This window comes from Paenibacillus solisilvae (assembly GCF_042656405.1).
In the GTDB taxonomy this organism is placed as follows: Bacteria; Bacillota; Bacilli; order Paenibacillales; family Paenibacillaceae; genus Paenibacillus_Z; species Paenibacillus_Z solisilvae.
The window spans coordinates 160,237-184,085 of record NZ_JBHSOW010000032.1 but is presented as its reverse complement, the minus strand read 5'-3'; the positions used below and the strand labels follow the sequence as shown (position 1 = coordinate 184,085).

21 protein-coding genes are annotated in these 23,849 nt (G+C 51.0%); 7 read left to right on the top strand and 14 right to left on the bottom strand.

What is annotated here, in order from left to right:
* Positions 1–5: 5 nt before the first annotated feature.
* On the top strand, positions 6–617 hold the full coding sequence (locus ACFPYJ_RS09770; RefSeq protein WP_379187921.1) for a PadR family transcriptional regulator: 612 nt from the start codon (positions 6–8) through the stop codon (positions 615–617).
* 99 nt (positions 618–716) lie between these two features.
* Here the strand turns inward: ACFPYJ_RS09770 and ACFPYJ_RS09765 are convergent, their stop codons facing one another.
* The 4 genes from ACFPYJ_RS09765 to ACFPYJ_RS09750 all read right to left on the bottom strand — a co-directional run bounded on the left by ACFPYJ_RS09765 (position 717) and on the right by ACFPYJ_RS09750 (position 5,472).
* Positions 717–1,586: a sugar phosphate isomerase/epimerase family protein gene (locus ACFPYJ_RS09765; RefSeq protein WP_379187920.1), complete on the bottom strand. Its 870-nt coding sequence runs from the start codon at positions 1,584–1,586 to the stop codon at positions 717–719.
* Positions 1,583–2,578: a Gfo/Idh/MocA family protein gene (locus ACFPYJ_RS09760; RefSeq protein WP_379187919.1), complete on the bottom strand. Its 996-nt coding sequence runs from the start codon at positions 2,576–2,578 to the stop codon at positions 1,583–1,585. Before ACFPYJ_RS09760 ends, ACFPYJ_RS09765 begins: the two co-directional genes overlap by 4 nt.
* Before the next feature lie 319 nt (positions 2,579–2,897).
* On the bottom strand, positions 2,898–4,340 hold the full coding sequence (locus ACFPYJ_RS09755; protein ID WP_379187918.1) for an ABC transporter substrate-binding protein: 1,443 nt from the start codon (positions 4,338–4,340) through the stop codon (positions 2,898–2,900).
* Between the two features lie 232 nt (positions 4,341–4,572).
* Positions 4,573–5,472: a helix-turn-helix domain-containing protein gene (locus tag ACFPYJ_RS09750; protein ID WP_379187917.1), complete on the bottom strand. Its 900-nt coding sequence runs from the start codon at positions 5,470–5,472 to the stop codon at positions 4,573–4,575.
* A gap of 124 nt (positions 5,473–5,596) precedes the next feature.
* Here ACFPYJ_RS09750 and ACFPYJ_RS09745 point away from each other — a divergent pair, with 124 nt between their 5' ends.
* The gene (locus tag ACFPYJ_RS09745) at positions 5,597–8,548 is read left to right on the top strand and encodes a family 78 glycoside hydrolase catalytic domain (RefSeq protein WP_379187916.1); all 2,952 of its coding nucleotides are present in this window, start codon (positions 5,597–5,599) and stop codon (positions 8,546–8,548) included.
* Positions 8,549–8,676: 128 nt separating this feature from the next.
* On the opposite strand, the gene ACFPYJ_RS09740 is transcribed toward ACFPYJ_RS09745, so the two are convergent.
* Entirely contained in the window at positions 8,677–9,489 is an 813-nt protein-coding gene (locus ACFPYJ_RS09740) for an AraC family transcriptional regulator (RefSeq protein WP_379187915.1), read from the bottom strand.
* A 173-nt stretch (positions 9,490–9,662) separates the two neighbouring features.
* Between ACFPYJ_RS09740 and ACFPYJ_RS09735 the strand changes: the two genes are divergently transcribed.
* The gene (locus tag ACFPYJ_RS09735; RefSeq protein WP_379187914.1) at positions 9,663–9,950 is read left to right on the top strand and encodes a hypothetical protein; all 288 of its coding nucleotides are present in this window, start codon (positions 9,663–9,665) and stop codon (positions 9,948–9,950) included.
* Entirely contained in the window at positions 9,947–10,732 is a 786-nt protein-coding gene (locus ACFPYJ_RS09730; RefSeq protein ID WP_379187913.1) for a phytanoyl-CoA dioxygenase family protein, read from the top strand. Before ACFPYJ_RS09735 ends, ACFPYJ_RS09730 begins: the two co-directional genes overlap by 4 nt.
* A 100-nt stretch (positions 10,733–10,832) precedes the next feature.
* Here the strand turns inward: ACFPYJ_RS09730 and ACFPYJ_RS09725 are convergent, their stop codons facing one another.
* A complete protein-coding gene (locus ACFPYJ_RS09725) occupies positions 10,833–11,669 on the bottom strand; it encodes an AraC family transcriptional regulator (protein WP_379187912.1) in 837 nt (278 codons plus the stop codon).
* Between the two features lie 130 nt (positions 11,670–11,799).
* On the opposite strand from ACFPYJ_RS09725, the gene ACFPYJ_RS09720 reads away from it, so the two are divergent.
* Both ACFPYJ_RS09720 and ACFPYJ_RS09715 read left to right on the top strand, forming a co-directional pair.
* Entirely contained in the window at positions 11,800–12,771 is a 972-nt protein-coding gene (locus ACFPYJ_RS09720; RefSeq protein WP_379187911.1) for a Gfo/Idh/MocA family protein, read from the top strand.
* A gap of 25 nt (positions 12,772–12,796) precedes the next feature.
* Positions 12,797–13,564, top strand: coding sequence for a TIM barrel protein (locus ACFPYJ_RS09715; RefSeq protein ID WP_379187910.1), 768 nt, complete (start codon positions 12,797–12,799; stop codon positions 13,562–13,564).
* A gap of 226 nt (positions 13,565–13,790) precedes the next feature.
* On the opposite strand, the gene ACFPYJ_RS09710 is transcribed toward ACFPYJ_RS09715, so the two are convergent.
* The 8 genes from ACFPYJ_RS09710 to ACFPYJ_RS09675 all read right to left on the bottom strand — a co-directional run bounded on the left by ACFPYJ_RS09710 (position 13,791) and on the right by ACFPYJ_RS09675 (position 21,503).
* Positions 13,791–13,976, bottom strand: a complete 186-nt coding sequence (locus tag ACFPYJ_RS09710; protein WP_379187909.1) for a hypothetical protein — start codon at positions 13,974–13,976, stop codon at positions 13,791–13,793.
* The gene (locus ACFPYJ_RS09705) at positions 13,973–15,133 is read right to left on the bottom strand and encodes a DUF4062 domain-containing protein (protein ID WP_379187908.1); all 1,161 of its coding nucleotides are present in this window, start codon (positions 15,131–15,133) and stop codon (positions 13,973–13,975) included. The genes ACFPYJ_RS09710 and ACFPYJ_RS09705 overlap by 4 nt, the downstream gene beginning before the upstream one ends.
* Positions 15,134–15,236: 103 nt before the next feature.
* The gene (locus ACFPYJ_RS09700; RefSeq protein ID WP_379187907.1) at positions 15,237–16,361 is read right to left on the bottom strand and encodes a GerAB/ArcD/ProY family transporter; all 1,125 of its coding nucleotides are present in this window, start codon (positions 16,359–16,361) and stop codon (positions 15,237–15,239) included.
* A gap of 30 nt (positions 16,362–16,391) precedes the next feature.
* Positions 16,392–16,622, bottom strand: a complete 231-nt coding sequence (locus ACFPYJ_RS09695) for a hypothetical protein (RefSeq protein ID WP_379187906.1) — start codon at positions 16,620–16,622, stop codon at positions 16,392–16,394.
* A gap of 7 nt (positions 16,623–16,629) precedes the next feature.
* Positions 16,630–17,823 (bottom strand): Ger(x)C family spore germination protein, encoded by a 1,194-nt coding sequence (locus ACFPYJ_RS09690; protein WP_379187905.1) that lies wholly within the window; start codon positions 17,821–17,823, stop codon positions 16,630–16,632.
* Between the two features lie 27 nt (positions 17,824–17,850).
* On the bottom strand, positions 17,851–19,404 hold the full coding sequence (locus ACFPYJ_RS09685; RefSeq protein WP_379187904.1) for a spore germination protein: 1,554 nt from the start codon (positions 19,402–19,404) through the stop codon (positions 17,851–17,853).
* 261 nt (positions 19,405–19,665) lie between these two features.
* Positions 19,666–20,583 (bottom strand): hypothetical protein, encoded by a 918-nt coding sequence (locus ACFPYJ_RS09680; protein ID WP_379187903.1) that lies wholly within the window; start codon positions 20,581–20,583, stop codon positions 19,666–19,668.
* An 89-nt stretch (positions 20,584–20,672) separates the two neighbouring features.
* Positions 20,673–21,503 carry an AraC family transcriptional regulator gene (locus ACFPYJ_RS09675; protein WP_379187902.1) on the bottom strand — a complete coding sequence of 277 codons (831 nt, stop codon included), beginning with the start codon at positions 21,501–21,503 and terminating at the stop codon, positions 20,673–20,675.
* A 146-nt stretch (positions 21,504–21,649) separates the two neighbouring features.
* Between ACFPYJ_RS09675 and ACFPYJ_RS09670 the strand changes: the two genes are divergently transcribed.
* Positions 21,650–23,665 carry a beta-galactosidase gene (locus ACFPYJ_RS09670; RefSeq protein ID WP_379187901.1) on the top strand — a complete coding sequence of 672 codons (2,016 nt, stop codon included), beginning with the start codon at positions 21,650–21,652 and terminating at the stop codon, positions 23,663–23,665.
* Positions 23,666–23,849 lie beyond the last annotated feature (184 nt).

Below are 23,849 nucleotides of genomic sequence, written 5' to 3'. Positions count from 1 at the left end.
CCGTCATGTCCATGAAGTTAATGATTCTGGGGCTATTAATGGAACGCGAACGGCATCCGTATGATATACGCCAAACCATTAAGATGCGGAACTGGAATGAATCCTTCAAGCTTAGAGACGGGTCGCTCTACTATGCGGTCGATCAGCTTCGTGAGGATGAATTAATCGAGGCCTCAGAGGTTGTAGCCGTACCCGGCGACAATCGGCCGGACAAAACCATCTATCGGATCACGGATAAAGGAAAATCCGCTTTTCTGGATCTGCTCTATGCGCAGCTCAGCCAGATTTCGTACCCGCAGCATCCGCTGTTTCAAGCGCTCCCCTTCATCCGGCACAGCGATCCGGAGAAGGTTGAAGACTTGATATTGAAACAGCTGGCCGCTTGCGAGCAGCGGATTGAGCGAATGAAGATGGTTCTTGAAATCAAAGAAACATATTTGCCCAAAGGCTCTGCCATGATGATTCGCGGGTTCATTCAATTCGGGGAGACGGAGAAGCTCTGGCTCACAAGCTTGCTTGACGAAGCACAGGCAGGCACTCTCTTCAACGGATCTATATGGACGCTGGAGGAAATAGAGACCCATTTGCAGAACATGCAGGAGCATGACAAGAAATAAACGAAGAGCCGCACGGCCCGTCTTAACGGCCTGTGCGGCTCTTCGTGCTGCCCGCTGATTATAGCTGATCCCGGCCGGCAAGCGGCTGATTATGCAGCGTTATTTGAAAAACTTCGCCAAATGCTCGGTCGACTTTATGATCCCTTGTCTCTCGGCCTCAATAGAGCCCCAGAAACGGTGATCCTCAAGCTCGATGCTGACGGCTCCTTTGTAACCAAGGCGGTCAAGACGAACCGCCACTTTATTCCATTCCACCTGACCATGTCCGGGAATCGTATACCTCCAGGAGCCTTCCGAGAATCCATACTTCGCGCCAAATGTAGATTGGAGCACGCCGCATTCATAGAGCTCATCATGAAGAATTTCGGTATCCTTGCCATGGCAGTGCACCACCCGCTCTCCAAATTCCGTGAGCGCGCGGAGATAGTCGATTCCAAGCCGCACAAGGTGGGAAGGATCATAGTTGAGACCAAAGTGCTTCGATGGAATCGCTTCGAACATGGCTCTCCACATCTCAGGTGTACAGCCGAGCGTCGGATAATAAGGCGCCGGTCCCGGCCATCCTTCAATCGCAATATAGATGCCGTTCTGCTCGGCATGGCGGACCAGCTCAGGGAAGGTATCCTTCCATATGGCGAACCCTTCACTGCGAGGAAGTGTCCGGTCTTCGGGAACCAGACACATGAACAAGACGCTTCCTCCAAGCTCAGCTATGCCGGTCACCTCCCGCTTCGCCAATTCCAATGCATCGCAGCGCCGTGCTTCATCCCTGCTTAACAGCTGAGATGTATGATGCGCGTCGACAGAGCCGATCCCGATACCCGCTTGGTCACAGGCAGCCTTCACTTCAGGTGTCAATTTCGATACGTCCAGAATGTCCAGGCCGATTCCTGCAGCCCATTTCGCTACCTGTTGGATGCCTTCCGCGCCAATCTTAGGCGGGATACGCATCCCTATTGGATTATTCATGCGCTCTGTTCCTCCTCTGACTGAATAGCGGCATCCGGCACATAGCCTGCCGCTTGATAAATCATTTCCGACAGCTTCACGACTTTAAGCGCGAATTCACCTGGAACGATCACTTCATGACGGCCAAGAATCGCATCGATGAAGCTTTTGTCCTGGTTGGTTGTTTGCGCCGGGAGCTCCGGTATAACGGTTTCCTGGCCCAAGCGGCGCAGGGTAATGCTGCCGTTATCATAGAAAATTCCGCCTTCCTCGCCGCAGAACACGAAGGTTTCATGCCAGCAGGGCGCATAACCAACCAAATTAAGACCGGCTACAGCGCCTTCAGCAAAGCGGATGGAGGTGAAGGTATCGATCTCAACGGGTGCTCCATGCATATGCAGCTGCGGCTTGACTTCCACAGGCGTAAGGCCTGTCGTCCACAGCAGCACATCGATAATATGGCTGCCGGAATCCATCAGGAAGCCGCCGCCGGATAATGCGGGATCCTGCCGCCATGACCCTGGCGTCCCCTGCCTCCACTCCTGGTAGAGAGAAGCGGTAATCGAGGTCAGCTTGCCGATTTGACCGCTTGCGATTGCATCACGGATATATAAGAACTCTGGCTGAAAATGGCGCTGATAGGAGACCTGCATAATTTTTCCCGATTTCTCTGCCGTTCGGATCAGCAGCTCAGCCTCCGCGGAGGAACAAGTCATCGGCTTCTCGATCAGGACATGCAGGCCTTTATTAAGGACATCGCTGGCTTGCTGGAAATGCAGCGTATGCGGCGAGCAAATAACAACCGCATCCAGCTCCGCCTGCTCCAGCATATCTTCATAATCCGCGAACTGAGCTGCACCCGTTAGTCCAAACTTCTGAGCGAAGCTCTCTCTGGCAGCAGCACTCGTATCTGTAAGGGCTGTAATTTCCACTTCCGGCAATTCCAACAGCTGCCGAGCATGCCACCCGGCGATTCCTCCTGTACCAATCATCCCAATGCGAATTTTTCCCATAAGTATAGCCTCCCATTATGAAATGTCGTGCTCAACCTATATAAGGAACGGATTTGCGGTATGTACACAGGATTTCCGCATTCCGTGGGCCTTCTCTATCCTTTTTTACCAATCTTCGGTTTCACCGTTTGCATGCTCCTGGATTTTTTGCTGCTGAATCTGTATTCGTTTACATTATACATTCTAAATCATCTCTAGTTTATCTCTTAAATCTAAATGATTGTCAACCTTTTTTCCTCTGCTTGAAAAAAATCCCTTGCTTGGCTGCACATGATACAGCTGAGCAAGGGATACAATATTCCCATTCTTCCCATTCTTCTTAACCTGAAGTTGAGGTTAACGCCCCAGCTGTACCCGCCGCCTTATCCGCCCCCTCGGCCGGTTTGTTCTTATCTGCGGCTTCCGCTTGAATAAGTGCCTGCTGCCCCTTCGTTTGAGCGGCTGCGAGCGCTTCATCTATCGACTTCTTCCCGTCAAAAGCACCTTTAAGCTCCTCCTGCGCGATACCCATAAACTGCATGAAGAAATTCTGCGGGAGCTTGTCATAATCTTTATACAGGGAGGACTGCACCGGCTTTAAGCTGTAAAAGGCCTTCATGTTATGGTTATCCTTGTCATCCAAATATTTGGTGCGGACCGGGAAGCTTCCATCCTGTACTTTGGAGGTCACTCTCGCATACTCCTCGCTCGTTATATAGCGGATAAATTCCTTGGCTGCTTCCGCATTCACTGACTTTGCATTCACGGCGAAGATTTGCCCGAACGACATGCTCGTGCTGCTATCCGGATTTTGCGGATCGACAGGCATCGTCACCATATCCCAATTCTTAACAGCCTTGTCCTTGACCGCTGTCTGCGCCTCCTTGATTTGCCCCATCAGATAGGCGCCCTCGATCTTCATCGCCAGTTTGCCCGAGATAAAGGGATCCCGCAGCAGATAGTCCTCATAGCTGGTTGAGCCGGTGCCGCCATTTGGATCATCCGTATACAAGGAACCCGATTTCAATCCCTTAATCGCAGTTCCGAATACTTTCTTCCATGCCGGCGTGTTGATGGTTACCTGCTTGGTCGAGGCATTGAACATACTCAAATTCTCCGTGCTGCCAAGCATGCTGCCCAGCTGATACAGCTCGCTGTTATAACCGAAACTCAGCCCATAAACCCGCTTATCCTTTGCGCCGTCGGTTGGAAAACGCTGAGCGAGCTCAAACACCTTCTCCCAGCTCATCCGGTCTTCCGGAAGAGGGACTCCATACTTATTAAACATATCCTTGTTATAGAATATGACTTGGCTGTAAAAGTTCGGTGAGAGACCATACAGCTTGCCTTCCCCCAGCTCTTTCATATAATCAAGCAGCCCGGGAATCAGGGACTCCTTATTGAAATCCTCATTCTCCGTCATCGTATCCAAGTCAAGCAGCTTGCCGTCTGCAGCGTATTTGGTCAATTGCTCCGGAGAGAGCATGATCACATCCGTCTGCTCTTCCTCGATGAACTTGTCAAACAGGGCGTTCATATCCGCCTTCGGGTCCGCGTTATTTCTCTGATTCGTAACGACGGTGATATCCACCTCCGGATGAAGCGCAGAGTAGAGCATACCGAGCTGGCTGTAAAAGGATCTTTCATCATAATACATCACCTTAAGCGCCGACGGCTCCTCACTTTTCCCCGAATTCCCTCCTACCAGACTGCAGCCTGACAATACGAGAGCTGTACCTGCGGTACCGATCAGCACCGCAATCTTGCCATTAAAACCGGTCAAATCATCCACTCCATTTCCAAATAAAAGTAAAATAACTTCCAAATTCCTACCATTGTAGCACGATATCGCCTATCAAATACCATTTTTTCCTTAAAGTATTATAAAGATCCTGCAAGCTTCTTCCTTCCGTCTCATCAACAAAGAGACCTCAGTGTGAGTCAAGCTCATACACGAGGTCTCTCCGATTTCCTTACACGGTTAATCACCTTGTCAAGTGAATAACCGCCGATTGTCAGGTCAGCATCCTTGGGGCTGATCCGGGTGCATGATAATTGCGGTACTCGCGGGGCGACATCCCGGTTTTCTGTTTAAATAGCCGATTGAAAAATTTCACGTCCTGATATCCGACCGCGTTCGAGATCTCGCCGACTCTGAGCAGGGTGGAAACCAGCATCCGGCAGCTTTCTTTCATTCGGGCCTCTTGTACGTATTCGGTGAAGGTCATGCCTGTCATTTCCTTGACGGCGCGCTGGAACTGGCGGATACTGAGCCCGGCACGGAATGCGGCTTCCGCCGCTCTGACGCCTCCAGCGCAGTTGCTGTCAATATCCGCCAGAATATGTCTAATCAGACTGCCTGCCGGTCTGGCAGCGGGCAGGACCTCAGACTCGCGTGTTCCCCTGAAGAACTTGACCATCAGCTCGAGCAGTCCGCTGTAGAGACAAATAGAAAAACCGCCGCTTTGCTGTGAATACTCTTGATAAAGTCGATGCATAATACGATTCGCTTCACCATTTGCATCCCGGAGAACCATCCACTGCCGCATCGCTTCAATTTCCTCCAAAAACTCAAGCATTTGCTTCTCCAATGGGAACCGGCTCACAAGACCGTATAAACATTCTCTTGTAAAAAGACAGTTATAAACGATCAGCCGGGTCTCGCGCGATGCCGAAGATGGACGGAAAACATGCGATACGCCGATCGGGATGAAAAACAGATCTCCTCTGGTAACCTTGAAGTGGGTGCCGTCGATGTAATGCTCCCCTGCGCCCTCGGCGACCAGACAGATCTCGAAAAAGTCATGCGTATGCTCCTGCAAATCGAATGCTTCCTGCACGCGGTTCACATAGATCGGGAGTTCTTCGCGGAAAAACAGCGTACCCGGCGTCTCGATTACATGATGATGTGTCATCGCTCAGCTCCATGTTTATGTCGTATTCAGCATCTAAATATGGCCGATTAGCCACCCATTAATCCTATATCCCCATAGTAGAATAAAAGCAGTGAGTTCACAATGCCGAATTGGAGTGATTGACATGCTAGCGGAGACAAAATGGCAGGCATCTTGGATTTGGGGCGGTGAAGAGGCAAGCACCCGAAACGAGTGGCGATGCTTCTACAAGTCCATCGAAGTGCCGGAGAGCGGCTGGGACGAAGCGATTGTATCGATTACCGCAGACTCGCGATTCGTCATCTATATCAACGGTGTACAATGCGGGCGTGGACCCGTTAGATCATGGCCTTCTGAGCAGCGTTACGCCCGCCTGGATGTCGGGCATCTTCTCAAGCGCGGTCAGCCGAACAGCATTGCTGTGCTGGTGACGCATTTTGGCGTATCGACTTTCCAATATTTGCTTGGCCGAGGGGGACTGCTTGCTCAGCTGGAGCTGACTGCCGGCGAATCCTCGATCGTTGCAGCCAAGACGGACGCTTCCTGGATGACGGCTGTACATGGCGCTCATGAGCGCAGGGTTTCCCGTATGTCCTGTCAGCTTGGCTTCTCCGAGCAATTTGATTCCAGAAATTGGGATGAAGACTGGATTTTAAAGGCGGGAAGCGCTCCAGAATGGTCCAATGCCCATGTCGTCGCAGCGGCTGGCACAGAACCGTGGCCAGCACTTCTGCCGGCTGACATCCCGCCGCTGACGGAAGAAACATTATGGCCGGTACGGGTGGAATCACTCAAGAAGGTCAAGCCGGTCTCTTGGACCGGTCATTTCGATATCCGCAACGCGATGGTGCCGGAGAGTAAGTTCCACGCTAATCAGACATCCTTTGCCGGCTATGCGGCTGTTATTATCCGGGCTTCGGAAGAGGCCGGGGCTACCATCGGCTATGCCGGCGGGTTCGGGGCTTTCGTGTCTCTTGGCCTTAACGGTAAGAGGTACATGCCTGACGAGTTAACGGGAGAAGAGCCGCAGCGCTATTTGGATGTGCAGCTGCATCAAGGCGATAACGTGCTTTGGTTCGAAACGACGGGGGGCGATCACGGCGGGGGTCTTCATATTGGGATTGACTGCGCGAAGCCCTTCGAACTCGTTTCTCTTCTGACAGGCAAGCCGGAGCGTTCACCCTTTACGCTCGTCGGCCCATTCGCATCCATGGTCCATATCGATCATCAGGAGAATGATTCGCCGCTGCTTCAATATAGAGGCTTCGGAGGGGACAAGGAGCTGGACGCCGAGGCATTCGACCACTTTGATTCCTATCTTGCTTTCCGCGGCACGCAATCGCTGGAGCAGTTCGCGCCTTACCGATCCTTGGCCAAGCCGTTCCCGGAAGAGCTGGCTGCCGTTTCCTCCGTGTTTATGTCCTGCATTTGGAAACGCAGTTCAGAGAGCTGCCCTGTGCCGAGCAAGATGCAGAATATCGTTATTCCCGGACCGGTTCCCGGAATCATTCCGAATGACGAAGACACGGATACTGAATTTATCATTGATTTTGGCAAAGAACGATCCGGATATATCCGTTTTGAAATCGATGCGGCTGCAGGTACAGTGATCGATTTCTACGGCTTCGAATATATGCGGGACGGATGGAGACAGGATACTTACGGGCTTGATAATGTGCTTCGGTATACCTGCAGGGAAGGACGGCAGTCTTATGAGTCGCCGGTAAGACGCGGCTTCCGTTACCTGATGGTCACGGTAAGGGGAGCTTCCCGCCCCGCTAAGCTGTATGGCGTTCAGGTGATTCAAAGCCATTATCCCGTTGCGGAAATCGGAAGATTCCACAGCTCCGACCCGCTGCTCAACGACATCTGGGAAATCAGCAAGTATACGACCAAACTTTGCATGGAGGACACTTTCGTGGACTGCCCCGCTTATGAACAAGCCTTTTGGGTCGGCGACAGCCGAAATGAAGCGCTTGTGAACTATTATGTGTTCGGCGAGGCGGACATTGTGAAGCGATGCCTGAAGCTCGTGCCAGGCTCCAAACACCAGTCCCCACTGTATGCGGATCAAGTGCCAAGCGGCTGGAGCAGCGTCATCCCGAATTGGACCTTCTTCTGGGCCATTGCTGTACTTGAATATGTCGGCCGTACAGGCGACAGGCAGTTTGCTGCCGAGATCTGGCCGGATGTCAGATTCACGCTTGACCATTATTTGCAGAAGCTGGACGAGCGGGGACTGCTGTTTATCCGCGGCTGGAACCTGCTTGACTGGGCGCCGATCGATCAGCCGGGCAACGGCGTCGTTACGCATCAGAACGCAATATTCGCCCAGACGCTGCGTGCGGCGGCGGAATTGTCCGCGCTGGCTGGCGCCGAGGAGCAGGGCGCTTCATTTGCGAAGGCGTCCCAAGATCTAATCGATGCGATTAACCTCCACCTGTGGTCGGATGATAAACAAGCCTACCTGGACTGCATTCATGCAGACGGAACGAGGTCCGAGACATTCAGCATGCAAACACAGGTTATCGCTTTCCTAAACGGAGTGGCCTCAGGGTTACGGCGTGAAACCATTGCCTCCTACCTGGATTCGCCGCCGGAGGACTTTGTCCAAATCGGAAGTCCGTTCATGGCCTTCTTCTATTATGAAGCACTCGCGTCTGAGGGAAAATTCATGGTCATGCTGGATAATATGCGTAAGCATTTTGGCGAAATGATCGAATATGAGGCGACGACATGCTGGGAAATGTATCCGAATTTCAAGGAAAACCGGGCTAATCCGAATTTATTGACCCGCAGCCACTGTCACGCATGGTCGGCCGCACCCGGATATTTCCTTGGCGCCTATGTCTTAGGCGTCACCGGAACTGCCGACGGCTGGCAGAAAGTCCGGGTGAGTCCGCAGCCTGGGGATCTGAAATGGGCAAGAGGCGCCGTTCCGCTGCCGGACGGTGGACGGGTGGATGTCTCGTGGCGCATAGAGGACACAGGTGCAGAAAAGCTGTTCCATCTTGAAGTCAGAGCGCCGCGCGATATCGAAGTGGAGCTTGCCGCGCCGCAGGGATACTGCTCGTCGCTGCACAGACTGGAGATATAACCGGGCGTCTTCGTCAATATCTGCTCTGCCGCTTCATACATGCGGCGGCAGAGCATCCGGACATCCTTTAATACTGCAGCAAATAGACCACTTGGGCGGGATTGATCCCGCCCAAGTGGTCTATTCGTTTATTCCCGCTTTGCTCTCATTAGCCCCCGATATTCAGTCGGCGACAGACTGTTCAGCTTGCGGAAGGTGCTGGAGAAATAATACAAATCGAGGCCTACCTGCTCTGCAATTTCGGTGATCGTCAGATCACTGGCCGCGAGCAGCATCTGCGCCTTCTCCATCCGTTTCTTGGTAATATATACAATCGGCGATACACCCATAATAGACTTGAACAGCTGGATAAAATAGTTCGGATGAAAATGCAGGCGGTCCGCCAGCTCATTGATGCTCATTTTCTCCGATAGATGCTCTTCAATATAATTCACAATCGTATTGATCTTAGCCATTGCCGGCGTCTCCGCCTCAATCCGCCAGACTTCCCGGTTCTCTTGAAGCTCGGCTTGATCCAGAAATAGGCTGAGAATGTCGTAGAGAACGGATTTGATCAGCAGCGGCGCTGAAAGGGACCTGCTTTGGGACAGCTCAATCAAGCTTATAAACCGCTCTTCTAACCAGCTCTGATCCGGAACGTCGATAAAATGGGGAATTTGAAACTGTTGAAATAGATGGATATCGCCCATTGTCAGCGTAAAATGACAGAAATATTTACGGAAAGTGTGGCCTTCAACGGTGGAGAAGGCTTGTTCGACATGCGCTGGAAGCAGGAACAATTGACCTGGCTGAGGCGAATATACCCGATTGCGGATACGGATCTTCCCCGCTCCTTCCAGGAAATAATAGAAGCGGTTCACTTCCGGATTCTTCAGATGATAATCCCACTCCATGCCCACCTTGACATGATGAACCGTATAAAGCTGGAGCTGAGCATTCATAAGGTAGCTTCTCATTAATTGTAATTGGCCGTCATCCATACCGTCACCTCGCCAAACACCTTAGAATTACACAAACTTATCTTACAATTATAGATTCAGAACGGCTTGCTTGTATATTACGATGTAAGGGCATTCAAATCAAAACTTCAAACTTCTAGGAGGAATGGGTGACAATGAGCAAGACACGGCAGCAGATCTTGATTCTGCATTTGGCGGATTCTTGTCTGGAATCGGATACCGTCGCATGGGCGCTCTATGATGGGGCGAAGGCAAAAAATGAACTCCAAATGAATACTGGAGATTCAAAGGTCCCGCTCTATCCATCCGTACTGGATGCGATGAGAGACGGCTGGAACGTGATCCAGCTTCCCGCCTTACCGCTGTACCGGACAGGCGCTGAGCATGAGCTGGGACATCTTCCCTATGAATACGTCTTGGAAAGAAAGGTGACTGTCCTATGAGTAACCCGGATAACCAGCATTTATTAACAGCCGTTCAAATGGCCCAATTCGCCGTGAACGGGTATCTGCAGATAGAGAATCTTGTACCGCGCGAGCTGAACGAAGCCGCCCATGCGGAGCAGCGGGCATGGAAGGGCCAGGGTAATTATTGGAACAGCTCCAAGGTGATCAAGGACATATTCGAGCTTCCCCAAGTTAAAGGCGTCCTTCAAAGCTTAGTCGGCGCTGCGCCTGTATATGACCACTCGGCTCTGCACATCGTTCCCGCCCAGCATCATAAGTCGCAGATTTATCATGCCGATTCCGTTATCGATACCAGGCCCTTTGCCTTCGATATCCAAGCCTTCTACTTCTCGCACGATACACCGGAAATCATGGGGCCCACGCTGATTTTACCCGGCTCTCATCTTCATAATAAAGTGAATACCGGCAGCATCGGCCGCTACAAAAACATCATTGGTCAGCGTAAGCTTGAGTCCAAAGCCGGGACGATCGGCTTCCTGCACCACGCGATCTGGCACTGCGCCCAGCCAAACTACACCGATGAGACCCGTTATGTATTTAAACTCCGGTTACGCCCCGGCCAGGAGCAGCGCAGTTTATTCAACATAACGGATTACAACGGACCGGAAGCGGCGCAGGTATTCAGGAACTATCACGCTTGGGCGGGTAATGACGCGAGACTGAACCAAATTGCCGCTGCGAAGTTTTACCGGTATTTATGCGGGGATGACCGCGTGGACTTTTCTTTTGAAGGCGTATTTACACGCATGGGCATCTAGCGCTTTTGCAAGGAAACCAGAGCCTCTTCCAAGCGGAGAAACAACCATTTGGAGAGGCTTTTTCCTGTTTACAGCCATAAAATCCAGCCAATCATAAGCGCTACTCCCCATACTGCAAGCGGAACTGAACCGGAGTCATGCCCGTCACCTTGTGGAAGGTATATACGAAATGGCTGTCATCCTGAAAGCCTACGGCTCCTGAAATGTCTTTGACCGTTCTAGCGCGATCCGCCACCAACAGTTCCTTGGATTTCTGTATCCGGAATTGAACCAGATATTGATAGGGGCTTATGCCCCAGCTTTTCCGGAACAGCGTATTGAGGTACTGCGGGCTTACTTGCAGCGTATCCGCCATCATCATTAGTCCAAGATTTGGATTCCAGAACTGTTCCTCGATGAGCAGATAAATAGGCGTTAATCGCTCATGTCCTTTGGAGAGGGACGGATTCCCGCTGGATTGGCTGAATTGCTTAATCTGGGACAGGAACGCGTACACCTCAAGCGAGCCGTTAATACCGGCTAAATCAAAGCTGTAGCCGCATTTTTCCCTATACTGCTCGTGGATGGCGGCAAGGGGGCAATCCTTCTCCCAACCAAGCGGGAGCATCTGCTGAATATCTAAGGAAGCGGCAATGGGATTGGCAAGCGCCCCATCGAAAGTCATATACCAGGTCGACCAGATTGCTGTTTCCGGATAATAGCTGTGAGGTACGCCAGGCCTGAGGAGGATGCCTTGATTCGGCAGCAGCTTCACCGTCTTGCCGTTTACCGTAAACTCACCGCTGCCGGATACCGTATGCAGCCAATGGAAGTTTACGAACCCGCTCTCTCTGTTTATGCTGCCCTGATGCTCCGAATAACCTACACTCGTGAGATGGAGCGGCAGCCGCCGATCCCATTCTGTCGTAACGAAATGTCTGCTGTAGGAGGAACTCATATCTCACCTCAAGTTTCATTTTACGATATTAAAGACGAGTTATCTTATATTTTAATTGAATATCATTTGAACTAGAATAGGAGCGTACTTGATTTATACTATACTCTATCGATCAGGAGTGATGAAGAGGATGACTACGAAGCTTGGATTTATCGGATCAGGCGGAATCGCCCAGCATCATCTTAAGAACCTCGTACAAATGGATGGCGTCTCCCTGTCGGCATTCTACGATGTCGATGCTCAGCGGGCTCAGAAAGTCGCATCCGAGCATAATGGAGCGAAAGCTTTTTCTAATTTAGACGAGATGCTGGACAGCACCTCCCTTGATGGCGTCTATGTTTGCGTTCCTCCTATGGCCCATGGGGAAGCGGAGTTGAAATTAGTCCAGCGGGGAATCCCGTTCTTGGTTGAAAAGCCGCTGGGCATCGACCGTGAAGTTCCGGATGCCATTGCCAAGCAGGTCAAAGCAAGCAATCTCCTCACTTCGGTCGGTTACCATTGGCGATATAATGAATCCGCGAATCTGGCCAAACAATTGCTTGCGGACAGTAAGGCAGGAATGGCGCTGGGCTACTGGATGGGCGGTATGCCCATGGTTCCTTGGTGGAGAGTACAGGCTGGCTCGGGCGGACAATTCGTCGAACAAACCACCCATATCGTGGACTTGCTCCGTTATATCTGCGGCGAGGTTAGGGAAGTCTACGCCTCCTATGCTCTTCAGGTGATGGACGAGCAAGTCGAGGGTACCGACGTTCCCGATGTAGGCAGTGTCACGATGAAGCTTGCGAGCGGCATGATAGCTACGATCTCAAACACCTGCCTGCTGCCAGTCGGCCATCACGTCGGACTGGACATCTATACGAACAAAGGGGTTCTTGAGCTAAGAAGCGACGCACTTCGCGATATATCCTCCCAAGGGACTCAGCTTCATCCAAACACTGCGAATCCCTATTTCGTTGAAGATGAAGCCTTCATCTATGCCCTGCGGACCGGTGATCGTTCCCGTATTCTCTCTGATTACGCTGACTCGCTTCACACACATAACATCACAATTGCCGCCAACGAATCGGCTGCATCCGGCAAGCCGGTTTCCTTAATTTGAATGTCGTAAAGGAGATGCTGACATTATGAAATATTCCTTGTGCATCGGAGCCTATTCCGGTAAAGACGAGATTTATCATCTGGAAAAAATTAAAGAGCATGGATTTCACGGCCTGGAATATTACGCATGGTGGAATTTGAATGACATCAAGAAAACGGCCAAGGAGCAGGAACGAATCGGAGTCGGCATCAGCGCTACCTGCACCAAATTCATCAGCCTGGTCGATGAATCCTTGCGCGATGCTTATTTGGAAGGTATAGAGCAGACGATTGAAGCCTGCCGCATCCTCAATATTCGCTCTGTCATTTCCCAGACCGGCAACGTCATAGAGGGGATAAGCCGCGAAGTTCAAAGACAAACGATGGTCGAAACGCTGAAGCGCTGTGCCCCGCTGTTTGAAGAAGCCGGCATCGTATTGGAACTCGAGCCCTTGAATGGACTCGTCGATCATCATGGTCATTTCCTGCAGCGCTCCGACGAATCGGTCGACGTCATCGATCAGGTGGGAAGTCCGAACATCAAGCTTGTCTTCGATGTCTATCACCAACAGATAACGGAAGGCAATGTGATCCGCAATGCAACCGGCTATATCGACCGCATTAACCACTACCACATCGCAGATAACCCAGGCCGGAAGCAGCCCGGCACAGGCGAGTTGAATTATATCCAAATTCTTAGGGCCATTCAGGCGACCGGCTTCTCAGGCTTCGTCGGACTTGAATGCGGTTACACCGTAGATACAGACATCGCGATTGAGCGGTTTAAGCAGGAAATTCTGTCTCAGCTCGCATAACCATCAGGCGGTGCCGACAACTATTTTGTCATGCTGGTGATCCAACTTTAGGCGGCGCCGATCCTATGAGCGCCGCCTTGGTCTATATCAGCTGCCCCTGCGAAACAAGGTATACCTGATAGCTGCTTGCAAGGCATTCCTAACCGCACAAAAAAACTCCCCCGCCTGCAGGTTCATTTACCTCAGGAAGGAGAGCATTAAATTTCCTATCATGTTAACCGCCCGCTTAATGGCGCTTGGCTGCGGCAAATCGGCTTCTGATTAATTCGATCGCACTTTGGGTCTGAGCTTTCTCTTCTTTGAGCATATCCTCGAAGCTCTTGTTCGGGGATATGAAGAGCAGCGCGTCTTTGGGCTGCTGGCCAACCGCTTCCGTAATTTGTCCATCCTTTGCTACGTATACCGTTGTCATTCCTGCATCCCTCCGATCAGTTTGCGTGTAAACTCAAACATCATTTTGTTGTGACTCATTATACCATACATGACGCTTTCCCGGAAAGTCATAAACGTATCGGTTGTCCAGCTCGGTTCCGCCTTGAAGTGGCAGGTCATGACCCTCTCCCCGCATTTGATTGTAAGATAGAACATTTTCTTCTTCTCATCAAAAAAGACGTTTTCCCGTTGTGTCCGGTTGTATGTAATCGCTACATAAGATTGATGATTGCTTAATAAATAATAAGGCGCCTTAGAGGCGTGGCCGACCGCATCGATAAGAATCATCCGATCATGGGCCGCCTTGTAAAGCGTAATCGCCGAGCAGTCATGGAACATGCCAATGTCATCGGTCATGAAGTCGCCGTAGCTATGCTTAACCATGCCGCCCTTCAGTTTATTCATAAACGACGTCAAGAATGACAGGATAGGCAAAGTGGATACCTGCTGGAAGAGCGGCATGTTCTGTTCGATGAATTCATAGAACTGCTCATGCTCCCTCAGCTGATTCACATAGGTCTCGAAGGTATGCTCCAGCGGGAGCAGCAGTACGCCTCTTCGCAGGAGGTCGCTGAAATATTCCCGCCATTGAATGGGGACACCAAGGGCCAGCTCCTCAAAGTACATATTTTTCTTCACGAGGTCATCCACGAGCAGCCACACATAAGGATCTACCTGCGCTGGCAATCCCCCCTGCACCTGCAGGGAGCGAATCAGCTCCGAGGCTTTGGGATAACGGCCGGTTTCGCTCATATATTGAGCCGTCAGCTCAGCAATAACCGGCTTTGCTGCAGCAAAATAATTTCGTTTGATGCTGGATTCAACGAAGACGAGAATCGTCTTATTGGTCTGGAGCGCACGCATATATTCCATATGGGTAACCGTCCGGTCCGCATCCGGATAGAAGGTGCCTCCTTTGTCTTTAATGAACAAGAGAAAGATGTCCGATTCCTCCACCTTACTCAGACATCGCCGAACGGAGGTCTGATGATTATCCCAAGGTCCAAAGTTTCTTTCGTACATCATCGGCTCATGACCCATTGCCGTCAATTCATCGAACACCGTATTCCGGAGCGGAACAAGCTCATCTTGTCCGACGGAGCTGATGAAGATTTTAGCCTTAGCCAGATCATTCACTCCCTTTAGAGAAGATATTCAAGGTCTATCCAGTATACTATAGATCATCGATACAGAGGGACTGACCTTGAGTAGAATGATCATGTCTTCGTTATGGAAGGCTTTATTCCTGATCCTGTACCGTGCCGCGGCTCTGCGCAATTTTCCTGCGTACAATCGCTATCGCAAGAAGTATAAGCGGATAGACGATACCGAGCACTAATGAAAAAGCGGACCATACCCTGCTGTCCCAATCCTTCATGTACATGGCGTTCGGGTACACAACGGTCGACAGCACAATCGCGATCCAACCGGCGGGCAAAGCCATCGCTCTAGGATGCTTCAATCGAAACAGATGCTTCATTCCTTGCACCGTGCAGTGCAGGAAGAACGCCATCTTTATATAAACTGAAATAAACCAAATGAACGCCATAATCGCTTCAATACGCTGCAGAAATCCCGCGATATTAATCGCTTTTGCCAATTCATAGCTCGGATACAAGTCCATTGCACTTTCTTTTGCGCCAAGTACGCCAATAGATAGAAGGATAATCAGGATGAGAACCAGCCCTCCAAGAGCGCTGGCCAGATACATATTCCGATAAGCTGACTTTGGGCGGATTATACTGGAGCTAAGGATGAACAGTATAAAAATGAGCGGCAGGAACGTATAACTGTCGAAGGTATAGGCGCTTCTCAGAATGCCCGGCATATCAGCCTCGAACAGGGGCAGCAGGTTGTCTGTCTTGACCTGAGGAATCGAGAGCACAATCAGCAGTGCAAGAAAGAAGCAAAACCATGGGAAAAACAATTCCGCACTCCTTACAAGCGTCTGCAAGCCTGACCTGACAGCCATGATGCCGACGCTTCCAAACAATAGACTAATGCTGATAAGCGGTGTCTCCGGCATAAATTGTGTCAGTACAAAGTTTCCGAGATAGAACAACAATTGCGCACAAAACATCAATATAGAGAACGTCAGGAACATATTCACCACCCAGCCGATCCACCTGCCAAGCACCGATTCGTTAATTTCGAATAAGGTTTTGGCACCGCCATTCTTACTGACGGATACGTACAAAAGCACCATGACCATCCCCACACCTATCCCGATAACGGGGGGCTGCCAAGCATTCTGCCGGGCCTCAGCCGCTATACTGGAGGGGACCGCCAGAATAGCCGTGCCGATGGTGAACAGAAAGATGCAAATGAAAAACTGACGGCTCGTCATGCCCATTTGTCCTTCCATAACCGCCCCCCTCTCTATATTTGCGTTTCGTTAGTAAAGCACTCCTTTAACCAACCTCGATAGCGGCGTAAACACCCAATCATACCAATCATTCGGATTCGGAATGGCAATTCCAAAGCTTTGCGCCGCCGACATCGAAGCAGCGATACCGAGAAGAATGATAAAGGTAACCGAATCCCGCCTCGATCCTTTTTTTATTAGCGCGATCCCTTCCACGAACACGATAAAATAAACTGCGGCTGCCACCCAGATCCATTTCATCCAGGCATCACTCCTTCATTTCGTCCATTACGCCAGAACTAATTGTTCCAAGCCGCCTGATTACATAGTGGACATGGATGTGTACCTGCGATTCCGTCCAGTCGTTCTGCCAATCCTTCTTGACCTTGTTCCAGTACCGGGGATTTGACCTGTGAAGAGCATTGCCGAAGCCAAAAATATCCGATTTCACTCTTCTTGCTTTGGATAGAGCCGCTTGACAGAAGCCGGCAATCTCGTCTTCCAGCCGCGTTTGCAATTCCTTCAGCTGCGATTCCTTCTGAAGACCAAGTTTACATTCCATGTCCTCGATGTCTCCCTCGCCTTTGATCGTAATATCGAATTCCGGTTTCCTTTGAGCGAGAGATGCCTTTATCTCGGATTGAACTCTTATGCCGCTGACCGATAGCTTTCCGCCGGATGGACAATCGATAGTGACGATCGATTCATCCACTTGATCGGTAATCGTCGAGTATCCCCTGCTCTCCTTTTCATTCATCCATCCGATCAGCTTATCCCTCCGAAAAATAGCCAGGCCCCCATACTCGTAATGGGCAGACGGCTTAATGGCGCTAACGTTAGAGGACTTCGCCCCTTCCTCGATATCCCCCTTTAATCGGATTCCCGTCAATACCGCAGAGGAACCTTCAACAGACAGTGAAGTTACCAGCTGATCCAGCTTGGTAGAGACAGAAGGCGACCACACCTTCGTAGAGACTTCCAGCATCTTGAACATGCTGTTAGATGGATTCCTCTCAAGCGGAGTCATAAAATTAAGCAGCTGTTCAGCCTTGACGCCCCGAGCTACGATGATATTGAAATCATTCCGGAATTCACGGTTTCGCGACATATAATCCAATGTTTTTCCAATTCCTTCTCTCGACAGCTCTTCAGAGAAAATCAAGATGCGCAGATGAGCGAAATAATTGAAGCGCGGCGTCATGGTCGTCATTCGGCGTATCGCTTCCGATACGGTTGGGCCGTAGGAGGAATAGAGCGTGACGGGAGCCAAATTGGCACTTCCCGTCTTCATGTCGTATGCGCCAGGATTTACAACTTGCGCAGATACTTTGTACTGATTTTTGGCTTTGTCGATTCCGAAACCGACCACGATACTTAGATCATTCAGCTCCTTCCTATTCCAGCATCCGGTCATGACGCCCAGACAGACGAACCCGCAGAGCATCAGCGCGAATAGACGCATGAGGTCCTCCCTCCCTAGCCTGAATCTTTAGGATTTGCTTGATTTCGTTCGCTGTCTAACGGGATTGAGCTTGGCAAACACCGAGGGCCTCTTCTTCATCGCCCATACCGGCAGCCGGATGAGCGTATCTTTCGCATCGCTCATGCTTTGCAGCGGCGTGAATGGGCTTGCATAAGGGACACCGAAGGACGACAACCCCGCTAGATGGGTAATAATTCCCAGCATGCCTACGAAGACACCGACCAAACCGAATGATGCAGCCAGTCCCATAAGCGGAAAACGAAGCATCCGAATGGTGTTGGAAATACTATAGGCCGGAAAAATAAAGCTGCTGATCGCCGTCATCGATACGACGATGACCATAGCAGCTGAGACGATACCGGCGGCAACAGCAGCCTGGCCGATGACAAGAGTTCCAACGACGGAAACGGCCATGCCGATCGTCCGGGGCATTCGCAGACCCGCTTCCCGCAAAATCTCAAAGGTAACCTCCATAATAACAGCCTCGATAAAGGCTGGAAAAGGAATCCCCTCCCGCTGACTCGCCAAGCTGATCAGCAGCGGTGTCGGCAGCATCTCCTGATGGAAGGTCGTAATCGCCACGTACATAGAAGGGCCAAGCAGGGCAATGAACCCGCCGATAAACCTAAGAAGCCGAATAAGGCTGCTGATATCATATCGCTGATAATAATCCTCCGGCGAATGCATGAATGAAATAAGAAGTGCCGGCACGACGAGAACGAATGGGGTTCCATCAACCAGAATAGCGACTTTCCCCTCCAACAGCTCAGCTGCGATGACATCGGGCCGCTCTGAATTATAAATCGTAGGGAAGGGCGAAAAGGTTGTATCCTGAATCGATTCCTCGATATATCCGCTTTCCAAAATGCCGTCAATATCAATGCTTCCGATCCGGTTTCGGACTTCGTCTACAATCGATTCATCAGCCAGCCCCTTCACATACATGATACCGACATCGGTTTGGCTGATCCGGCCGACGGTTTTGGTTTCAAGCCATAGATCCGGATAACGGATTTTGCGCCGGATTAAGGCTGTGTTCGTACGGATCGATTCCGTGAATGCGTCCTTCGGACCGCGGACAACGGATTCCGTAGTCGGCTCCGATACGGTTCGCTCTTTCCATTTTTGCAAGGAAATAGCGAATGCCTGATCCGAGTCAGACAGAACCGCAACTCCGCCAATCAGCACAATATTCAATAGCCCTTCAAAATCCTTCACTTCCAGTAAAGGGCCGTAGCCGCTGGCAATTCCTTTGGCCAACCGGCAGGTCGCTTCAGATCCGATCGGCTTGCCATCCTCAGACAATTGTGCGCCGGACAGATCAATTTCCATCAACACTTTCGAATATTCGGAAATGGCGACTTGATCGGCCAAGCCTTCGGTGTACACAATGGCGAGCCTGGACAGCCGGCCAGCCGGCATCATCAGCTCAAGGATTTTATTATCGCTGCTGTCGCCCAGCCGTTTTCTGATTTCTGCTACATTTTCATCGATTGTGGCGCATAGAAGGTGAATGGGCTCTGCCGCTTTAGGATCATTTGAATTCATTGACGCTGCCATTTTGGTGACTCACTCTCACAGGAAGGTTATTACAATGAAATCATTCCCAGCGGGAGGTCCAATTATGCAGACTGAAACTGCCTCCACCACCACTCAGGGCACCTTCTCTCCAACTCCAGCAGCTCATTCCCCATAGAAAAAATCCCCTCCGGTTCACTGGCGGAACTCATCTTAATAGATGGCTCGATGTCAACCTGGAGGGGATTATAGCTTCGTGATAGAAACCGCCGATTCTCTTGGATCGAAGATAGGAGAGGTTGCTTACCGCTCCAATTCAAAAAACTCGTAAGTCCTGGACCAGCTCTTCGTGCCGCCGGGCAGAACGTCCACCCGAACGAATGCTTCGAGAGATACCACGTGACTTTGCCCCCACAAGCTATAATGCCATACCGGCTCGCTCCCCTTCTCCCGCATTCCCGCTCCAGATCGTTCATCAGTCAGTTCCCAGTAGAATGGAACCGTACCATCAGCTGCACGATACTGAGCATAAAATGTTCCTGTCACTGCATCCCACTCTATGCGGTCTCCGGCAGTCCGGATATCCTTCGTAAGTATGGGGGAGGGTTCATAACCCGGCCGATTCGCGATTTCCAGCGGCAGCCGGAGCTGGCAGCCAGGCCCGATCGAATTCCCGTCGATGGCGACAAAATTATGCACGTATTCCAATGTATGGATCGGCTTGTCACCTATATTGCTGAGCTTGTATTCAATCTTAAGTTCCGTCCCCTGGACGGATAACGTCTTCTCGTAAGCAAAAGCATATCCGTTACAGATCACCGGCTCCGCAATGAACCTTGCGAAGTCCTCCCCGCTCTCAATCTTTATAGGGCAAGGCTCAACGGGGTAAGCCGTTCCATTGATATAGCCGCGTTCATCCAGTCTCGTCAGTTTTCCGATCCCGATTTTTGGAAATTGCCCGCCTGGCTTTGCCTCATCGTATCCGACAGGGAGATCCGAAATAAATTCATTGCACAGCCCGGCTCCACCTGTACCTTCGCCAGGTATGAAGCTCTCCGGCACACAGAACGTATGGCCTCCCTTATTCAGCTTGACCTGATGAACGAATCCCGTCCAATCAAATCTCGGTCCCGCGTATTGCCCCGGCTCTCCGCATATCCCAATCTCGACTGTAAGCTGTTCACTTGTGATCTCGAAGGTCCCTTGTCTCTTATTCGGCATTTGAATCTCCCTTTCTGCTTGTCGTCTCTTCTTAATAATAACGGGCTGCGCTCTAAAATGGGAGAGCGGCTTTCCCTGTGCCCGAAAATTTATCCTCTCAATTGACGAAACTGCTCCGGAGTCATATTCTCGAATTTGCGGAATCGTTGAATAAAGTAGGCGCTGCTCGCAAAGCCAACCTTCTCCGCCACGGCTTTCACGGATAATTCGGTCGATACCAGCAAAATCTTGGCATGTACGATGCGGCATTCCGTGAGAAAATCAATCGGCGTCCTGCCAAGCAGCAAATGGAACTGCCGGCTGAAATGCGACACGCTGTAATCCGCCGCATCCGCCATCTGTTCCAATGTCAGCGGCAGCGAGCTGTGTTCGCGTATCCATTCCGCAGCCTGAATGAGCTTGCTCCGCCTCCCGAAAGCAGGTACACCCTGAATATCCCCTGCATGCTGCACGAGTTCGGCTATCATTTCATAGAGCAGGGCCGATACATGCGCTTCCCCTCCCTCCAGAGACGGAATCCCGCATGATAACAGTTGTCCCCAAAGCTCATCCAACCGTTTTGCATCCTTCCAGGAGAAGGTCCATACCTCGCTGTCTCCCTTGCCCTGAAGCAATTCCCCGATCCCCTGCCCTTTGAAATGGACCCACCTGATATCCCACGGATCCAAGCTGTCCGCAAAGTAGGTTTGCTCGACGCCCGGCCCGTATAAAAAGCCCGATCCGGCCTGCAGCCCGATCGTCTCATTGCCGACCCGCAAATATCCTTTGCCTCCGCGCACGATATGCCAATTATAGGAGGCGAGCTGCCCGGCGGCCCGATTCTCGCTATGTGTGGGATCCTCATAATAATGTCCGAAGGATTCCGGATAACAAATGAAATGGGGAAAGCGAGGCGCCCCCAAAAAATGGTTTACCCTCATCCAAACCACCTTTCAAATAGCATAATATTAATACGTTTATCATAATCGTCGTATTTACCTCTCATATATTCAATCGTTATAATGAACGTATCAATAGCTCGTTTAGCATAATACTAACATATTATCGATGAAGAGGGGAATTCAGTATGTATTTTGGTGTAGACTATTACCCCGAGCATTGGCCGGAGGAGCGCTGGCCGATCGATGCCAAGATGATGCGCGAAGCGAATATCAATGTGGTACGGCTGGCCGAGTTCGCCTGGGCCAAAATGGAGCCTGAGGAGGGTGTTTACGACTTCAATTGGCTTGACCGTTCCATTGAGATTCTGGCCCGTGAAGGCATTAAGATCGTCCTCGGCACGCCGACCGCCGCAGCGCCCAAATGGATGATGGACAAACACCCGGATATGTATCCGGCAGATGTCTACGGCCTGACTAAGGGTTTTGGCACAAGAAGACATTATTGTATCAATCATCCTGTATACCGCGACTACTCCAAGAAGATTGCGCGGGCCATGGCTGAGCATTACAAGGGCAATGAGCATGTCATAGCCTGGCAAATCGACAATGAATTCGGCGGGGCCTGTTACTGCGAGAGCGATTTGTCAGCCTTCCGGTTATGGCTTCGCAATAAATATGGAGCCATCGATAAGCTCAACGAAGAATGGGGAACGATTTTCTGGAGCCACACTTACCGAAACTGGGAGGAGATTATCCTGCCCGTCTATTCGGCCAGCGATGGCTTCAGCCAGAACGCCGGCTCCGGCAATCTGCTGTCCACCCCATTTAATCATAATCCGGGCCTGCAGCTCGATTATCAACGATTCTTCTCAGACTCTACGGCAGATTACCAGCGACTGCAAATCGATGAAATCCGCGCTTTAAGCGCACTGCCCATCACCCATAACCTGATGGGACATTTCAGCGAGCTGGATTATTTCGATCTGGGCAAGGATCTCGATTTTATCAGCTGGGACAATTATCCGAACAACATGTGGGGCAAGTCCTCGCCTGCCGCCGTCTCGATGGCGCATGATTTGATGAGAGGCATTAAACATCAAAACTTCTGGATGATGGAACAGCAAAGCGGCCCATGCGGCTGGCATTCCATGGGAGATACACCCGAGCCCGGTCAAGTGCGCCTATGGACCTATCAAGCTATCGCACATGGTGCCGAAGGTATGGTCTACTTCCGCTGGCGGGCGTGCACGGTGGGTATCGAGCAGTATTGGCATGGCATTCTCGATCATGACGGCATCGGCCGCAGACGTTATCGTGAAATTGCCCAAATCGGCAGCGAAATCTCGAAGCTGTCTTCGCTATATGTGGGTGCGGAGAATATCAATTCCGTTGCCCTGATCAAGAGCTATGACAACAATTGGAGCCATCGTGCGCAGCCTCACAACAAGAAGTTCTCTTATGGCGGGCTGCTCGACGCTTACTACAAGTCTGTCGCCAAGCAGCATGTGGGCTTGGATGTGACGAGCGTGGAGACGGACTTCTCTCCCTACAAGCTTGTCCTTATGCCTGCCTTCAATTTAATGACGGAAGAAATTGCGATGAAATGCGAGGCTTATGTGGAGAATGGCGGTTCCTTGCTCATCACCTTCCGTTCAGGTACGCGGACTTGGAATAACCGGATGACCACCATGACCTTCCCCGGCTTGTTCCGCAAGTTAGCTGGCGTGGAGCTCGAGGAATTCGATTCTGTCAACTTCGGCCGTACGGTCAGCGTGAAAGGCTCTTTCGGCGAAGGCCATGCCTCCATGTGGTGCGATGTTCTGAAGGCAAGCGGTGCCCAAACGATTGCGGACTACGGCAGTCATTACTACAAGGATAAGCCGGCCGTGACCGTCCATGCTTTCGGCAAGGGCCGTGTTTACTACGTCGGCTGCGACCTGGATGAGGCTGCTATGGACAGGCTGATGAAGCTTATTCTGGATCAAGAAGGCATCGTTACCCTATTACCGAAGGTATATGACGGGGTTGAAGCCGCCCTGAGAACGAAAGCCGGTCAGACCTACCTTATGCTGCTCAATCATAACAACGGCTCGATCGAGGTGGATTTGGACGGTGTATTCAAGGACGCCTTGAGCGAAGAAACAGTTCAGGGAAGCATCCTGCTGCAGCCTTACGCGGTTCATGTGCTATTGAGAAGTTGAACTCTAGTAATGGCCGAGCCGCGCAGCAACAAGCTATGTTCATGAGCGGAATGAAATTGATTTGAGGTCGAAGTTTCTTTTTAGATCAGATACCTGTTACACTCTAGCCTATACTGGAATACGTACAGTTAAAAAGACCTCCATCCGATTAAGGCTGTCTCTATACTGCATTCCATACAGCTAA

What these genes read in the sequence shown, in the direction of transcription:
- ACFPYJ_RS09770 (WP_379187921.1), top strand. Translation starts at nt 6, where the DNA reads ATGTCCATGAAGTTAATGATTCTGGGGCTATTAATGGAACGCGAACGG.
- ACFPYJ_RS09765 (WP_379187920.1), bottom strand. Translation starts at nt 1,586, where the DNA reads ATGAATAATCCAATAGGGATGCGTATCCCGCCTAAGATTGGCGCGGAA.
- ACFPYJ_RS09760 (WP_379187919.1), bottom strand. Translation starts at nt 2,578, where the DNA reads ATGGGAAAAATTCGCATTGGGATGATTGGTACAGGAGGAATCGCCGGG.
- ACFPYJ_RS09750 (WP_379187917.1), bottom strand. Translation starts at nt 5,472, where the DNA reads ATGACACATCATCATGTAATCGAGACGCCGGGTACGCTGTTTTTCCGC.
- ACFPYJ_RS09745 (WP_379187916.1), top strand. Translation starts at nt 5,597, where the DNA reads ATGCTAGCGGAGACAAAATGGCAGGCATCTTGGATTTGGGGCGGTGAA.
- ACFPYJ_RS09740 (WP_379187915.1), bottom strand. Translation starts at nt 9,489, where the DNA reads ATGAATGCTCAGCTCCAGCTTTATACGGTTCATCATGTCAAGGTGGGC.
- ACFPYJ_RS09735 (WP_379187914.1), top strand. Translation starts at nt 9,663, where the DNA reads ATGAGCAAGACACGGCAGCAGATCTTGATTCTGCATTTGGCGGATTCT.
- ACFPYJ_RS09730 (WP_379187913.1), top strand. Translation starts at nt 9,947, where the DNA reads ATGAGTAACCCGGATAACCAGCATTTATTAACAGCCGTTCAAATGGCC.
- ACFPYJ_RS09725 (WP_379187912.1), bottom strand. Translation starts at nt 11,669, where the DNA reads ATGAGTTCCTCCTACAGCAGACATTTCGTTACGACAGAATGGGATCGG.
- ACFPYJ_RS09720 (WP_379187911.1), top strand. Translation starts at nt 11,800, where the DNA reads ATGACTACGAAGCTTGGATTTATCGGATCAGGCGGAATCGCCCAGCAT.
- ACFPYJ_RS09715 (WP_379187910.1), top strand. Translation starts at nt 12,797, where the DNA reads ATGAAATATTCCTTGTGCATCGGAGCCTATTCCGGTAAAGACGAGATT.
- ACFPYJ_RS09710 (WP_379187909.1), bottom strand. Translation starts at nt 13,976, where the DNA reads ATGACAACGGTATACGTAGCAAAGGATGGACAAATTACGGAAGCGGTT.
- ACFPYJ_RS09700 (WP_379187907.1), bottom strand. Translation starts at nt 16,361, where the DNA reads ATGGAAGGACAAATGGGCATGACGAGCCGTCAGTTTTTCATTTGCATC.
- ACFPYJ_RS09695 (WP_379187906.1), bottom strand. Translation starts at nt 16,622, where the DNA reads ATGAAATGGATCTGGGTGGCAGCCGCAGTTTATTTTATCGTGTTCGTG.
- ACFPYJ_RS09690 (WP_379187905.1), bottom strand. Translation starts at nt 17,823, where the DNA reads ATGCGTCTATTCGCGCTGATGCTCTGCGGGTTCGTCTGTCTGGGCGTC.
- ACFPYJ_RS09685 (WP_379187904.1), bottom strand. Translation starts at nt 19,404, where the DNA reads ATGGCAGCGTCAATGAATTCAAATGATCCTAAAGCGGCAGAGCCCATT.
- ACFPYJ_RS09680 (WP_379187903.1), bottom strand. Translation starts at nt 20,583, where the DNA reads ATGCCGAATAAGAGACAAGGGACCTTCGAGATCACAAGTGAACAGCTT.
- ACFPYJ_RS09675 (WP_379187902.1), bottom strand. Translation starts at nt 21,503, where the DNA reads ATGAGGGTAAACCATTTTTTGGGGGCGCCTCGCTTTCCCCATTTCATT.
- ACFPYJ_RS09670 (WP_379187901.1), top strand. Translation starts at nt 21,650, where the DNA reads ATGTATTTTGGTGTAGACTATTACCCCGAGCATTGGCCGGAGGAGCGC.